Origin of the sequence: Arcanobacterium pinnipediorum, assembly GCF_023973165.1 — a bacterium.
GTDB lineage: Bacteria > Actinomycetota > Actinomycetes > Actinomycetales > Actinomycetaceae > Arcanobacterium > Arcanobacterium pinnipediorum.
This window is the reverse complement of sequence record NZ_CP099547.1, coordinates 960279-976081: the sequence shown is the minus strand read 5'-3', so window position 1 is coordinate 976081 and position 15803 is coordinate 960279. Positions and strand designations below refer to the sequence as shown.

General features: G+C 50.0%; 15 protein-coding genes. All 15 read right to left on the bottom strand.

Features of this window, described 5'->3' with window-relative positions:
- Positions 1-3: 3 nt before the first annotated feature.
- The gene (locus tag NG665_RS04285; RefSeq protein ID WP_252674046.1) at positions 4-2082 is read right to left on the bottom strand and encodes a primosomal protein N' family DNA-binding protein; all 2079 of its coding nucleotides are present in this window, start codon (positions 2080-2082) and stop codon (positions 4-6) included.
- A 55-nt stretch (positions 2083-2137) separates the two neighbouring features.
- On the bottom strand, positions 2138-3337 hold the full coding sequence (metK, locus tag NG665_RS04280; RefSeq protein WP_252674045.1) for a methionine adenosyltransferase: 1200 nt from the start codon (positions 3335-3337) through the stop codon (positions 2138-2140).
- Between the two features lie 37 nt (positions 3338-3374).
- Positions 3375-4661 carry a bifunctional phosphopantothenoylcysteine decarboxylase/phosphopantothenate--cysteine ligase CoaBC gene (gene coaBC / locus NG665_RS04275; protein ID WP_252674044.1) on the bottom strand — a complete coding sequence of 429 codons (1287 nt, stop codon included), beginning with the start codon at positions 4659-4661 and terminating at the stop codon, positions 3375-3377.
- 2 nt (positions 4662-4663) lie between these two features.
- Complete coding sequence (gene rpoZ / locus NG665_RS04270) at positions 4664-4945, bottom strand: DNA-directed RNA polymerase subunit omega (RefSeq protein ID WP_252674043.1); 282 nt, start codon at positions 4943-4945, stop codon at positions 4664-4666.
- 26 nt (positions 4946-4971) lie between these two features.
- The gene (gene gmk / locus NG665_RS04265) at positions 4972-5541 is read right to left on the bottom strand and encodes a guanylate kinase (protein ID WP_252674042.1); all 570 of its coding nucleotides are present in this window, start codon (positions 5539-5541) and stop codon (positions 4972-4974) included.
- A 178-nt stretch (positions 5542-5719) separates the two neighbouring features.
- A complete protein-coding gene (gene nusB, locus NG665_RS04260) occupies positions 5720-6196 on the bottom strand; it encodes a transcription antitermination factor NusB (protein ID WP_252674041.1) in 477 nt (158 codons plus the stop codon).
- Complete coding sequence (gene efp, locus NG665_RS04255) at positions 6196-6753, bottom strand: elongation factor P (protein WP_252674040.1); 558 nt, start codon at positions 6751-6753, stop codon at positions 6196-6198. Before efp ends, nusB begins: the two co-directional genes overlap by 1 nt.
- A 91-nt stretch (positions 6754-6844) precedes the next feature.
- A complete protein-coding gene (locus NG665_RS04250) occupies positions 6845-7369 on the bottom strand; it encodes a nucleoside/nucleotide kinase family protein (RefSeq protein WP_252674039.1) in 525 nt (174 codons plus the stop codon).
- Complete coding sequence (gene aroB / locus NG665_RS04245) at positions 7366-8916, bottom strand: 3-dehydroquinate synthase (RefSeq protein WP_252674038.1); 1551 nt, start codon at positions 8914-8916, stop codon at positions 7366-7368. Before aroB ends, NG665_RS04250 begins: the two co-directional genes overlap by 4 nt.
- Complete coding sequence (gene aroC, locus NG665_RS04240; RefSeq protein ID WP_252674037.1) at positions 8913-10136, bottom strand: chorismate synthase; 1224 nt, start codon at positions 10134-10136, stop codon at positions 8913-8915. Before aroC ends, aroB begins: the two co-directional genes overlap by 4 nt.
- Positions 10133-10696: a prepilin peptidase gene (locus NG665_RS04235; protein ID WP_252674036.1), complete on the bottom strand. Its 564-nt coding sequence runs from the start codon at positions 10694-10696 to the stop codon at positions 10133-10135. The genes aroC and NG665_RS04235 overlap by 4 nt, the downstream gene beginning before the upstream one ends.
- Before the next feature lie 25 nt (positions 10697-10721).
- A complete protein-coding gene (locus tag NG665_RS04230) occupies positions 10722-11399 on the bottom strand; it encodes a hypothetical protein (RefSeq protein ID WP_252674035.1) in 678 nt (225 codons plus the stop codon).
- A gap of 51 nt (positions 11400-11450) precedes the next feature.
- Entirely contained in the window at positions 11451-12575 is a 1125-nt protein-coding gene (gene mltG, locus NG665_RS04225) for an endolytic transglycosylase MltG (protein ID WP_252674034.1), read from the bottom strand.
- Positions 12576-13037, bottom strand: a complete 462-nt coding sequence (gene ruvX, locus NG665_RS04220) for a Holliday junction resolvase RuvX (protein ID WP_252674033.1) — start codon at positions 13035-13037, stop codon at positions 12576-12578.
- Positions 13038-13056: 19 nt separating this feature from the next.
- Positions 13057-15726, bottom strand: a complete 2670-nt coding sequence (gene alaS / locus NG665_RS04215; protein WP_252674032.1) for an alanine--tRNA ligase — start codon at positions 15724-15726, stop codon at positions 13057-13059.
- Between the last annotated feature and the right edge of the window lie 77 nt (positions 15727-15803).

Sequence of the window (15803 nt, the reverse complement as noted above, 5' to 3'; positions counted from 1 at the left end):
ATATTAAATAGTTGTGTCCATTGTGATGGTTAATTTTCCCATACGTTGCACCGAGAAGATATGCTGGGCCCGGGAGATAAGATCGGTGATCTCGGTGCGTTGCGATTGCGGGAAGGATAAGAACATGTGGTGATCTTGGTCGTTGTGCTCGCCATGATGGAGTGGACCGATAACACGCATCCCAGGTATCAATTCGCTTACTCCGGCACTTAAAAGCGAGACGGTTGAGTTATTGACAGTTTTAAGATTTGCCTGGCGTACTAATGATTGCAGAACCGCTAAATAATGACGCAACGAGTTCATCGATCCAGATATTTTCCTCCAGACATAGTGCGGTGGCAATCCCAGTTCTTGCCGTTCCGCCAAAGCCTTACACGACCAACCATACATATCCCAATGTTTAAGAACAAGAGTCAAGGATGCCGGTATATCACCAACAACAAGGACCTGACCTCCTTGGCTTTGGGCAGATACCGTGACACAAATATGTGCCAAGGATCGTAAGAAGAAAACATCGGTATCGAGATTTTCTGAGCGTAACAGATAGCCAGCATCAAGAATAACCGCAGCAGCAAAGCGTTTTGCACGGTGCGGGATTTGGCCAGGGGTGGCAATAACAATGCCGTTGTCCTGGCTCGATGGTGCGAGCTCGTTTCGCGTTCCAACGATATGTATTGGAACATCGCGAAATGCCCGCCCTATTTCTTGGGCTGTACGGTGTGAACCGATGCGCACTGGCTTGAGTTTGTGACCGTGACAGTGTCTACACGTAAAATCGTGGATCACGCTGCCGCATCGAGAGCACTGCGGATCTTTATCTGGACCTAATAAACCAATCCTGCCATCACATAGCGGGCAGGTGGCGATCTCTCTACATCGGGCACAAGCCACTACCGGAATATAGCCAGTTCGCGGGACAACAACAAGCACATCACCACGCTCTAAACCAGAGCGAATGACGGTAAATACCGCAGAAGGCATCCGCGACCACGTCTCGCCTTCGTATGCCAACGATGCAGCAGTTAGAACCTGTGGTACTCCATGTCTATCACGGCGATGAGCTGGCAGGACTGCGCTCATCGTATTTTGGGTCTGATACGCCAGCTCAACACTGGGACCATAGTTTAAGCACACAAATCCACAATCTTGAACGTTACTACGCTCAAGAAGAAGGTCACGCGTATGGATATAGGGGTTATGCGGTTCGATAAAGGCTTTATGGTGATCATCAATAAGTAAGAGTAAACCAAGTTTTTGAGCAGGAGCCCACGCCGCATTACGAGTACCTACAATGATTTTCGTTCTGCCCGATTTGACCTCGAGGAATTGTTTGTAACGAACATCTGGAGCATTTTCAGAGATCATCGTAGCCACATGTAGGCCTAGCCGCTTCGTAATTGCCGCAGAAAATTGCTGGGCTTGACGGGCGGTTGGAACACAGAGGATGACGCTACGTCCGCTATGAATAGTTGCGTGGATTAAGTCGATCGCAAGTGACAATACTGAATCGACACTGCGCACTTGCACCAAAGATCGTGGGTTATTCCCGCTGCCTAGCTGTTCAACGAGCTGTGTCCCGCCACTATATGGTTCCCAATTGCTCACATCCACAGGTGCTATCTGCGAGCTACCCGCCACCACAGAATCAAGGAATTCTTCCTCGGCACGCGCATGCCGCTGCGGGATAGCTAACCGAAGCGAACTTGCCACAGTTGAACTTTGCCGGCGCGCTATAACATGAGCAAGCCGGTAGATATGTTCATCGAGTACCGGTAGTGCGGAGACAACGCGCGCAATTGGGCGCAACGTAGCGTGAAATTGAGTAGATTTGACGCGCTCGGCGATAAAACCTTGTACTCGTTGCGAGCCCAGATCAACCATGACTCGTGCGCCAACAGGGACATCAGCAAACTTCTCAGGCACTTCGTAGTCAAACAAGGACCCCATATGCGCATGGGGAACATCGACAATGACCCGAGCAATCGGATTAGCAACATTCGAGGTTATCGTGGCACGAACCGGAGCAATATCTAATAATTGATCCTGCTGAGCGTATTCAGGCAACGAGAATAGATCTTTCATAATACTATTCCATCACCTAGCTCCACCATAAAAGCGTTACACGCACCCCATACGGTCATTCAAGCCCAACAGCTGCACGCAACTGCTCGATACGATCAGTTTTTTCCCAGGTAAATTCTGGACAATCGCGACCAAAATGCCCATAGTTTGACGTCAACGCATAAATTGGCCGGAGTAGATCCAGATCTCGAATAATAGCTGCCGGGCGCAGATCGAAAACCTGCGAAACTCCCGCAGCTATCGTTTCTTCCGAAACTTTGTTGGTGCCAAATGTTTCGATGCGCACCGAAACCGGACGCGCCTTGCCGATAGCGTACGCGACTTGGACTTCACAACGGTCAGCCAGCTGAGCCGCGACGATGTGCTTAGCTACCCATCGAGCAGCGTAGGCAGCCGAACGATCGACTTTTGACGGGTCTTTACCTGAGAAAGCACCGCCGCCGTGCCGGGCCATGCCGCCGTATGTATCGACGATAATCTTCCGGCCAGTAACACCAGCATCACCCATCGGACCACCGATTTCGAAACGTCCAGAAGGATTGACTAAGAACTTCACGTCAGAATAATCTACATTGGTGGCATACTCTTTGAGTACAGGTTCAATAACATGAGTGATGATCTGCTCTTGGAGGCGGGCTAGCTCAACATCGGGATCATGCTGGGTAGAAACAACGACAGTAGCAATACTCACCGGCGTAGCGCCATCGTAATTCACGGTGACTTGGGTCTTTCCATCAGGACGCAGCCCCGCAACAATGTTTTCTTTGCGGACTTTAGTCAATCGTTCCGATAGCCGGTGGGAAAGGAAAATAGGCAAAGGCATCAGTGCAGGGGTTTCATTGGACGCATAGCCAAACATCAGACCCTGATCGCCTGCGCCTTGCTGGTCCTCGTCGTCGGTGTTCTCGCCAGTGCGAACTTCTAGCGATGCGTCAACAGAACTGGCAATATCGGGTGACTGTTGGCCGATAGAAACCGAGACACCACAAGAGTTACCATCAAAACCGATACTCGATGAGGTATATCCGATATCATTGACAACTTTGCGCACAATATCGAGAATCTCGACGTAACCATGTGTAGTCACCTCACCTGCGACATGAACCAATCCGGTAGTTGCGAGAACTTCGACTGCAACACGCGACGCCGGATCTTGGGCGATCATCGCATCGAGGATCGAATCGGCGATCTTATCGCAGACTTTATCCGGATGTCCCTCGGTCACAGACTCAGAGGTGAAAGGCTGAAGAGTCATGAAATTTCCTTTACTAGTGTCAATCTACGCATACGACTTATGAGAAATGTTGGCTGGTCCATTGTTCAATACTTAAGACGATATGGGCGGCAATATCAGCTTTATTTCCTTCATATTCGGCTCGTATCTCACCGCGATTATTCACAATTGATACAACGGTATCTACATCACCAAATCCACTGCCGTTACCAACTTTGTTGATGACCATCAGATCGGCGCCTTTGCGCTGCGCCTTGAGCTGCCCGTATTGAAGATATGAATGGGTTTCATCACCGGTTTCTGCCGCAAATCCCACCACGCATTGATTTTCACGACGGCGGTGCAATCCGAGATCTGCCAAAATATCAGGATTAGCTTGGAGGTGAAGCGTTAACGATTCACCTCGTTTAATTTTAGTCTCAGCAGCTGCCACATGGAAGTCACTAATCGCTGCAGCCATAATCACAACGTCAGCATTGACAGCTAACTTATCCATAGCATCATGCACATCACGTGCACTAACGACGTCGATAATCTCAACGTTGGGTAAACAGCGCGAACGAATATCACTACTGATATTAGCGGCAACCAAAATGGCACGATGACCATTTCGTACTGCCCTATTGGCAAGCTCAACACCCATGATCCCCGTAGAGTGGTTAGCAATATAGCGCACTGGATCGATTGCTTCACGAGTGCCGCCGGCAGAAATAACCCAGGTTTGCCCTGTAGAGGGGGCGAAAGTTTTTCCGCTAAATCCGCGTTCTTCTAATATAGCGATTGCGCGCTCGGCGATTGCTTCTGGCTCGCTCATCCGGCCAGCTCCGATATCTGAACCAGTTAACTGACCCGTTTGTGGCCCTATCAGCTCCCAACCACGGTCTTGAAGTGTTTTAACATTTGCAACCGTAGCTGGGTTATCCCACATTTGGGTGTGCATTGCGGGAGCTATTAGACGCGGGCAGGTGGCAACAAGGCCAGCATTCGTTAACAAATTATCGGCAAGGCCGTGCGCTAATTTAGCGATCGTGTTGGCAGTTGCTGGTGCAACAACGAACAAGTCTGCTTGTGCCCCGGCGTTAACGTGCACAACTTGGTCAGCATCTTCCCATACATCAACGCGTACCTTGTGGCCTGAGATTGCTTCCCAGGTTGTACGGCCAACCATCGTCAAAGCCGAATGCGTGGGAACAACACTAACCTCGGCTCCCCATTGCCGCAATCTTCGAACAGCCGTAACAGCTTTATAAGCGGCAATACCGCCACTGACCCCAAACAGTATTCGGGGAGTGGCATGAGACAAGCCTCCCGATTGGGAGGCTCGTTCGGGCGTTGTTAGTGCCATGATTACTCGCGAGTAAACTTCAGCTTATCTTCTGCTACTTCTTCTAAAGCAACAGAAAGTGGCTTATCTTCAGGCGCGGAAGGCACAAGTGGGCCGATGCTAGTAATGTTGCCATCGCCAGCATTAAGTTCTTGACGGTAGGAGTTAATCTGACGTGCACGAGCTGCACCAAAAACAGCCAACGTATACTTCGAATCGACTTTTTCCAATAAATCATCGATTGCTGGGGACGTAATACCCTCAGGGTTGGCAGTGGTTCCAGACATGTCTACCTCTTCTAACACAAAATTTCGGTGTACTATACGAGAGCTCATTCTACCGTGGATGAATGAATAATATTGAGTAGCGCGGTGGTGGCATTAGCCACTGTATCATTGATGACGACGTCGTCGAACTCATCTTGGGCAGCTAGCTCGGTACGTGCGGTCGTTAGGCGACGTTGTTGTTCTTCTTCGTCTTCAGTACCACGCCCGCGCAACCGCTCCTGAAGTTCATCCCACGACGGCGGTGCAATAAATATTTGACGGGCATCTGGCATCGCTTCGCGAACCTGGCGCGCACCATCGAGATCGAGCTCTAAGATCACGTTGTAGCCTTGCGCCATTGCATCTTCAACTGGCTTACGAGGTGTTCCGTATCGATGAACCTTGTGAACCACAGCCCATTCCAGCATACCGTTTTGCGCCACGAGCTCATCAAATTTCGCCTGTGAAACGAAAAAATAATGTACCCCATCGACTTCACCGGGGCGAGGTGAACGAGTGGTTGCAGACACCGAATACCAAAGGTGGGGATCGCGCGCTAAGACTTCTTTGAGCACTGTGCCTTTGCCAACGGCAGTAGGTCCACACACGACGAATGCTTTTCCAGGAGTAATCATACGTATTATGGTGCCAGAAGTTGGTATGAAACTAGGGTCTAAAAAACTCAGGTGTGATGGTTGACCTAATCTTTGACTCATGATGAAACTCAACGCCCGCGAATTGAGTTCTAGTCTCACTGTCTACCTAGACAACAGCGGGTAAGAGCCAAAGCTCTTACCCGCTACGATCAATCACTTACTCAGTGGCGCGTCCACTTGTTTCAGCGCTACGAATCTCTGCGATTCGGTTTAACACGCCCATCGTGAATCCAACTGCTTTGTCATTTGAAAAATCACGCACGAGACTCGTAATTTCCTTGATGACAATGGCGATCGGGACGTCCATAAACATCAGTTCTGTCGTACCGATGCGCAGGAGACTGCGATCAACAATGCTCATTCGAGCCAGCGACCATTGCGGAGATGCGGCCTCAATCATTGAATCGACGTTATCGGCCCACTCGACGTATGTTCGCACAATCTCTTGCCCGTAGGCTTTGATTGGTTCTTGGGCGGGCGATTGTTGACTGCGTTGCTCTAAAAGTTCGCTGAGATCAATTTCTCCACTCCTTAGATCCGCTTCGTAAAGCACATCTAAGGCACGTTGGCGTTGTAGTGAACGCCCTTTGCGACCTTTACGAGGCCGTTGCTGTGCCGATGATGTAGTACTCATCAGGCGCGGTTGATATATTCGCCAGTACGTGTATCGACCTTGATCTTCGTGCCCTGATCAAGGAAGAGTGGCACCTGCAACTCGTAGCCTGTTTCTACTGTTGCCGGCTTGGTTCCAGAATTAGAACGATCACCTTGCAAACCTGGCTCAGTGTAGGTCACTTCCAAAACAACTGAAGCTGGTAATTCAATGAAAAGAACTGCACCTTCATGCATGGCAACGATAACGTTTGAATTTTCCAGCATGTAGTTCTTGGCATCGCCAACAATTTCAGCACTCACTGGAAGTTGTTCATAATTATCGAGATCCATGAAGATAAAATCAGTACCATCGTTGTACAGATACTGCATATCACGACGATCAACAGTTGCTGTCTCGACTTTGACTCCAGCATTAAAAGTCTTATCGACGTTCTTTCCGGAAAGTACATTCTTTAACTTAGTACGCACGAAAGCTGGGCCCTTGCCTGGCTTGACGTGCTGAAATTCAACAACCTGCCAAAGTTGGTTGTCAATCTTAAGCACCATACCGTTCTTGAGGTCATTTGTGGTTGCCACGTTTATCCAATCTATAGCGTCAATGATTCCTTTTGGATTTTAACTGTTTTTTACCGCCAACTGCGTCAAGCTGGGCGATTTATGAGCATAATTACGCCATCGGCAACATTGCATAGCATTTTTCTATCGTTTCCTCACTCGTATCGATCGTAAAATCAGCATCTTGGCGATACTGCGGACGTCGTTTGTGAAGCTGAAGGGTAAACTCTTTGCGCGGCAACACGATATTCGTCACCCGCGGACCATGCAACGCTAAACGCCGCATCAAAACGCTCACACTGGCCTCGATTGCCACAACCACTACCCCATCGATACTGCGTAGCGCACGTAGTTCTGCGACGATCTGATGTTGATCCACATAATCTGGAGGGAGCGCCAGGGCAAACCGATTGTCCGGCTCTTGTTTAATATCGCCAAACAAATCCCGGACAATGTCAAGGGTAACCTGGTATCGTAACGACTTTTCGACATCGGTGTACGACTGGGCAACAGATACGCCCAAGGTATGGCTAACGATTTCATCGACGTCGCCAATGAGATAGCCACGCCGCTCATATTCAGCCAAGATAGTCGATTTTCCTGCGCCATCAGGTCCGATCAAAATAACAGCACTCATGGTTGAATCACACTCCACGCATAGTCGAGCATATCGGTTGGTGGATCGGTGATGAAATGCATCTGATAATTTTCATCGACGACGACGAACCGCAGTTTTCCATCTCTAACCTTTTTGTCGGTGAGCATTGTGTGTTCGATGTCTGCCCGCCGCTTAGCTGAATACGTGGTGGGCAACCCTAGTCGGGACAAAACCTTTCGTTGCTGGATAATAACGTCAGGAGAAAGAAATCCAGCTGCTACGGCGAGACCGGTCGCAAACAGACATCCCACTGCCACTGCCTGCCCGTGGCGCCACGTGTAATCTTCGACAACTTCAATCGCATGGGCTAGCGTGTGTCCATAATTGAGAATCGCCCGGCAATGCGTTTCGCGGAAATCATGCCCAACAACCTCAGCTTTGACTCGTACAGCACGGGTAATCAATTCCGCAAAATTGAGTTCAGGTTCGAGCGCCAAGGACACAATCACCGGATCGGCGATGAAACCACATTTAATGATTTCGCCTAAACCGCTCCGGATCTCTTCGGTAGGTAAGGTTCGTAAAACATCGGTATCGCAAAAAACATGTGAAGGCGCCCAAAAACTGCCCACCATATTTTTACCGTATTGAGTATCGATACCTGTTTTGCCACCAATCCCTGCATCGACCATGCCCAACAGCGTAGTTGGCACACACACAAGGCGCACCCCGCGCATCCACGTCGATGCAACAAAACCGGCAACGTCGGTCGTTGCCCCGCCACCAACGGCGAGCACAACTCCGTCTCGACCAAAATGGTTATGTCCAGCTAGATCCCATACCTGCTTAACCACATCAATATTTTTTGCTGCCTCTGCATCGGGAAGTTCGAAGGCGATGGATTCTATGCCCGAACGTGCTAAGCCCTCATCAATTCGGCTCACAAACGAAGTGACGTTCGGGCTATGCAACAATAAAACTTTACTTCCTGGATGAGCAGCACGAACGATACTTTGTACCAGATCGTTTCCCACAACCACATCGTATGCACTACTTCCAGACACAGTCGATATCGAGCGCGGCTTATGCAACGTCTCTATCACATGATCGACGACGACGTGAATTCCACCAGCATCCGAGACAACAATATCTGATGCCACCTGCCGATAATACGCTTCTCGTTCTAGGCGCAACCGTGCCACTGCACGCGCAATATCTACACCCAGCACCGGACGAACAGTGCGCGATCTGCGAAGTCGAGACACCAATAAACTATCGGTGGCATCAATATAGACAACACGTTTGCCTGCTAATAATTGACGAGTTCTTGGATCGAGTATGGCTCCGCCGCCCAACGACAAAACGCCATGGAGGTCGGCTAATGCCCGGCGAATAACCTGATATTCCAACTCACGAAAATACTCCACGCCATATTTTTCGAAAATCTCTGCCACCGTCATCCCAGCCTCTAAGCTAATGAGACGATCAGAATCGAAAGCAGGCACGCCTAGCCGACGCGCCACCAACTTACCCACCGTTGTTTTGCCAACCCCTGGCATACCGATTAAGACAACTTGTATCGTCATTGGAAAAACTCACCATCCAACTGGTCGGCGATACGCTGTTGGTATGCAGCGATGTTATTAGCCAGATCACCAACTGTGTTAGCACCAATATGTTGGACAACCTGGCCAGCAAGAGTCAATGCCATCATCGCTTCTCCAATCACCGCAGCTGGAACCACTGCGCTAACATCGGAACGCTGATGGATGGCAGCGGCGCCTTGACCACTTGCCAAATCTATCGTGCGTAAAGCGTGTGGCACCGTTGGAATCGGTTTAACCGCCATCCGAGCAACGATTGGCTCCCCATTGCTCATTCCGCCTTCAATTCCACCCGCACGATTAGTAGATCGAGAAAATCCGGATGGATCGGCAAAGATTTCATCATGTGCTACCGAACCAAACCGGCCAGCACTAGCAAAACCATCACCGATCTCGACTCCTTTAACCGCCGGAATAGACATCAGCGCAGCGCTAAGTTGGGCATCTAAGCGTTCGTGCCACACCGTATATGTCCCAAGTCCAACCGGAACATTCCAGGCCACAACTTCTACTACTCCCCCAACCGTATCGCCCAAACGCCGCGCGGTATCGATGACGTCAATAAAAAGTTGCTCAGTTCGCGCATTTGCACACCGCACAGGAGAATTTTCTATGTTCTCAATATCGCCGATATCGAGTATCTGCGCAGGTGCGCGCTGATCTCCAACTTGGACGACGTGCCCAGCAATGACGATCCCAGCCACATGGCGAAGCAACTCTTTGGCAACATAACCTAAAGCCACTCTCGCCGCAGTTTCACGTGCCGAGGCTCGCTCTAAAACATTGCGCACATCGTAAAATCCATATTTTAAGACCCCCGGAAGATCTGCATGCCCGGGACGAGGCCGGGTCAGCCGACGATTTCGAGCTAATTCACGATCATCGCCGTGTCCATCACTGCGGCGTAGCTCATCGGGATCAACAACATCTGGATTCATAACACTATCCCAACGCAACCATTCACTATTATGAATCTCAATCGCAATCGGGCTACCCAACGTCTTACCGTGACGAACCCCAGATATAAACGCACATCTGTCTTGTTCAAAACTCTGGCGGGTACCTCGCCCGTAACCGCCACGCCGTCGTCGTAATTCAGCTTCCAAACCAGAAGTAGATAATTCCACTCCCGCAGGAATCCCTTCAATCACAGCAATTAACCCACGTCCATGCGACTCACCCGCAGTACTCCACCGAATCATATAACTGATTGTGCCAAATTCACAGCCTCTTTGCCCACTGAGACTACCCACGAGGCGGCAACCAAAAATGGGCCAAAGGGCAACGTCGAAGACAATTTCAGCCGTTTACTCAATAAGCCAACTACTCCTACACATCCAGCGCACACCACCGCAATTATGAGCACTGGCAATACTTTTAAGCCGTGCCAACACACCAAGACCACCAGCAATCTAACATCGCCTATTCCTATGACGGTGCCAGAGGTAGCGGAAGATAAAATCCACAGTGGTAAACAGCAGATCAACAACGCGCCAGCTAGTGGATACCACCATTGAAGATCCCAACCATAGCGCCAGATATCGGCAAGTAGTGCGATGATCAACGCACAGTTACTTACCAACACCACTAGGGTTTTTGTGTAAGCGTCAATCACTGCATTCCACGCTAGTAGCGAGTAAAAAATACTTATGGCCACAACGCTCATCACATCCGCGCCGCGGCCCTGCCAGCTCAGCAAACCCGTAACCATCCCGATACTTACGGCTAGTATGCGTATCGGCCAGCTGTTGATAACACTCATACCAACAGATTCTAAAAAGAATACTTTAGCGAGTGAAAAACTTATCCACAACGCTCGCTATCTGGGAAAAGGGTAGATCGCGGCCAGTGGCAACTAGCAGGAGTTCACGCAGGTAGCGCACCCAAAATTCGTTCGATAATTCGGCGGGGGTGGCCGGCCAATATGTGCGAATAGGCAACATATCGGGATTCAACGAGGTCTTAACGCGCTGATAAATATCAGGATCTGTATCTACTACGAGCGCGTCTTGAGCGCCACGGTATTTTTCCGGGCTCACCTGAGAGACATGGACACCCATATTATGTGCCGCTGCCAGAGCAGTCCCCGGACCACCTACCGGATCACTGACGATAACGATATCAGATGCACCCAACTCAACGGCACTTGCTATCGCATGCGAGGCAAAAAACCGCCCCCCAAGGATAACGATCCGATCCGGGGAAGCATCTACCTCACGAAGCACTCCAGATAAGGCTCGCGAGGCTACAGCAAACCCCACAAGCATCGACGTCGCACCAGTTACTTGGCGAACTACAATATCGCACGATCCAATCAGCTTTGCCATCCCATCCCCGAGGTTTACTGCACCTAAGGGCAGATGAGATGTGAAGAACCAATATGCGTCGATATCGCCATCAGACAATAGCTCATCGCGGTGATCTTCGTGCACGTGATAGGCGTTATCTAAAAACTGTGAGACCAATAAATGGTGTGTATTGGTTCCAAAAATGGCATGTTGTCTCACGGTGCTTATTCACTTATTCTTTTCGTTTTCTGCATACCATTGGCGCAAAATCTCAACGTTCTTCGAATGATCATCGAGGTTTGACGAAAAGAGGGTCTCACCGGTGTCTAGATTGACAGTGACGAAGAAGAGCCAATCGCCAGCAGGCGGATTCGCTGTAGCTTCAATGACTTCTAAGCTTGGATTAGAAATAGGATAAGGTGGCAGTCCTGCATGCAGATAGGTATTGTACGGATTATCATTTTGCAATTCGGCTTCAGTGGGGATTCCACCAAACTTGCCAACACCATACATTGTGGTGGAATCCATCTGTAGTTTTCCACCAACTTGATCGGTATTTGTTAACCGATTTTCGATAACTCGGGCAACTTTACCGTAATGGTCTGGCCAATTGACTTCACGTTCAACTATGGAACCGACAATAAGCGTGCGCTGCCAACGATCTTTCGGAAGATTAATCTTTTCCAAGCCTTCAATACGCTTTGCAACCATGCTCGATAGCACGTCTTTAACGGTAGAATCTGGCTGAATCGTATAGGTAGCCGGTGCGAGCCAGCCTTCGGCGTTACCGTTGGCTTGCTCTGGTAGTCCCAGGGCTTGGGGATCATCGAGTATCGCAGATACATCTGCCAACGGGACTTCCATCACGTTAGCTACCCGTTCTGCAATTTGTGCCTTGGCAAAGCCTTCTGGGATAGTGATTGTCACTTCGGCTTTACTGGCGGGGTCAAGTAGTGCCGAGACTGCGCCCTGACCCGACATTTTCATCTTTAATCTGTATGCGCCGGGCTGAATCGATCCGGATCGCGGGTCAGAAGTAAAGGCTTGAACAAAAGCTGCTGGAGAGGCTACCACATCGGCTTTGGCCAAAATTTCAGCCATGGCACTCCCGGTCGCTCCTTGTGGAATCTCAACCAAGACTTCACCAGAACCTGGACCTTCATAATCGGTTATCGATCGTGAATCTATAGCGCTTTTAACGTAAGGTAGAGCGACTACTGTAGCCGCAACAACAACTACACACGTAATAAACAGCGCCACAGCACTACGTATCCGACGCTTACGCCGATAGGCACGTCGAGCCGCTGCACTTCGCGCGCGCTTGTTATCCATTGTTGTAAAGACTTCAGACACTTAGTTCTCCTGTACCGAAATGAGTTCTCCAGGAGGAGATCCCGTCGTGCGTTCTTGAGCCAAAGCACTTTCTAAAATGATACCTGCTGCAACCTGATCAATGACACTGCGATGCGTAATTTCTTTTCGTCCAGCTTCATGAAGTAGTTGATGTGCGCTCACTGTTGAAAGCCGTTCATCGACCATTCGCACCGGTATCGGAGCAACTTTGCGCGCAATACGTCGCGCCCATCGGCGCGCCTCAGAAGCTGATTTGCCTTCAGAGCCATCCATATTGCGAGGCAATCCTACAATAATTTCGAGCACCTGATGGGTATCAATGAGTTCACGAACGGCACTAAAATCATTCTTACCGCGTTGATACGTACCTACTGGCATCGCAAGAATACCGTCGGAATCGCTACGTGCGATTCCGACGCGTACCTGACCAACGTCAACTGCTATGCGTACTCCTTGGCGCATTGACAACTCGCCTATGCGTTCACTTTAAGGTTAGTGCAGAACGAACAGCTTCGAGCGCAGTTGGAATCTGCGATGTATCTGTGCCGCCACCTTGAGCGATGTCAGGCTTGCCGCCGCCACCTCCGCCAAGAATTTTGGCTGCAATTGAAACAAGTGCGCCAGCCTTAATACCGCGCTCACGTGCGGCCTCATTCGTTGCAATAACGATAGTTGGACGATCCTTTGCCGTGCCGGTTAGCGCAACCACAGCTGGCGTGTTGCCAAGCCGTTCGCGCACATCCATCACCGCAAGTCGCACATCGTCTGCCGATGCTACTTCACCCAGATCGTATGTAACGATCGAGACTCCATCAATATCTTGACGCTGTGCGGCAACATCAGCCATCTTCGATAGCATCTTCTCTTTGCGCAATGCAGCAATTTCTTTATCTGCTTGCTTCAACCGCGCTAGCAGGTTATCAATATGCTCAGGTAATTCTTCAGTGCGTACATGGGTCAGTGTAGATAGTTGCGATAGCAAAGCACGCTCCCGAGCACCGGCCGCATAAGCCCCAGCTCCGACCAATGCTTCAATTCGACGCACGCCCGAACCAATAGAAGATTCACCGAGAACGCTGACCAATCCAAGTGCGCCAGATGTTTTAACATGGGTACCGGCGCACAGCTCGCGCGACCAGTCTCCACCGATAGAAACAACGCGGACATTTGTACCGTATTTTTCACCAAAGAGCGCCATTGCGCCACTAGCCTTAGCTTCTTCAAGACTCATTATTTGGTCTGTTACCGCAAGATTTTCTTGGAGACGCTCATTGACGCGCGATTCAATATCTCGCATAACAGACGTTGGAATCTGTTCACCATGGCGGAAATCAAAACGCAACCGAGATGGTGAGTTTTCCGAACCCGCCTGAGTTGCCTGCTGGCCGAGGAATTCATGTAAGGCTTTATGAACCATGTGGGTAGCAGTGTGTGCGCGCGCAATCTGCTCACGTCGCTCAACATCGATAGCAGAATACACGCTATCGCCAAGCGCTATACTTCCTTCAGTGAGGGTACCGCGATGGACGAAAAGTCCTTTGACTGGCATTTGCACATCGGTAATTGTAACGATGCCACCGCCAGCAACACTGATGGTTCCATGATCTGGAAGTTGTCCACCTTGTTCTGCCCAGAACGGAGTTTGATCGAGCACGATATCGATTTGGGCCGGTGCTTGCGCGGCCGGAACCGAGGCGCCCTCTTGTAGTAAGCCAACAACTTTGCCATCTGCGTTATAGTCAGTGTATCCCAAGAAATGGGTATCACCGCCCACACTTTGAATCTCATGGTAAACGGTCGCATCAACGTGACCGGTCTTCTTCGCCTGTGCATCTGCACGTGCGCGGTCTTTTTGTTCTTGCATAAGTTGACGGAAACCCAACTCGTCAACAGTTATGCCCTTTTCTGCCGCCATCTCCAGCGTCAGATCAATAGGGAAACCGTAAGTATCATGCAACGTAAACGCCGCATCGCCCGGCAACTGGGAACCAGCCGAAATCGCCTCAGTAGCAGCCTGTTCGAAAATCTGAGTACCAGCAGTTAAGGTGCGTCGGAAGGCTTGTTCTTCGGCATACGCAATCTTGGAAATCTTATCGAAGTTTTCCTCCAGAACCGGGTATGACTCCTTCATAGCATCTTTAGTCACCGGAAGTAGCTCAGGATAAGCAAGCTCGCCATAGCCAAGCAACCGCACTGAACGTACAGCACGACGAATGAGCCGGCGCAATACATAACCGCGCCCGTCATTACCTGGAAGAACACCATCGGCAATGAGCATCATCGATGAGCGCACATGATCTGCTATCACTCGCATAAGCACATCGTCATCTTCGTTGCGGCCGTATGTCTTTCCAGTGATTCGCTCAACTGCCTGGATCACTGGATAAACCTCATCGGTTTCATACATATTGTTCTTACCTTGAAGCAAGTAGGCAATACGCTCTAAACCTGCTCCGGTATCGATTGCGGTTTGGTCTAATTCGTTTAGAAGCGGGAAATTCTTCCCTTGACCTTCACCACGAAGGTATTGGTCAAAAACGAGGTTCCAGATCTCAAGATAGCGATCCCCGCCCGGATCGACGGTTCCGCCAACTGCTTCCGGTCCGAACTCTGGGCCGCGGTCATAATGGATCTCAGCACACGGACCAGCAGGTCCCGGCTGACCGGTAGACCAGAAAATTTCTTCGCGCGTGAGCCTGACTATGTGTTGTGGATCAAGTCCGATAACTTTGGTCAGATGTTGGTAGGAAACATCATCTTGATCCCAGATAGTTACCCACAGTCGATTTTTATCTAGGCCATATCCGCCGTCATCAATCGACGAAGTCAACAAACCAAACGCTAAATCGAGTGCGCCTTCTTTAAAGTAATCACCGAACGAAAAGTTGCCACACATTTGGAAGAATGTCCCGTGCCGCGTGGTGCGCCCGACGTTATCAATATCGTTGGTACGAATACATTTTTGCACCGAAGCGATTCGCGGGTAGGGCGACTTTTCCGTACCGATAATATAGGGCGTGAATGGGACCATTCCGGCAATCGTAAATAAGATTGACGGATCTGGAGAGATAAGCGAAACAGACTCAGCAATATGGTGGTCATGTTTTGCGAAATAGTCCAACCAACGCTTACGAATCTCGGCAGTGCGCATGATGTTATTCCTTTAAAACGACGATGCCGCTCGACGATGCGACAATACTATTATTTAGTCTAGCTGGAGGAGCTAAA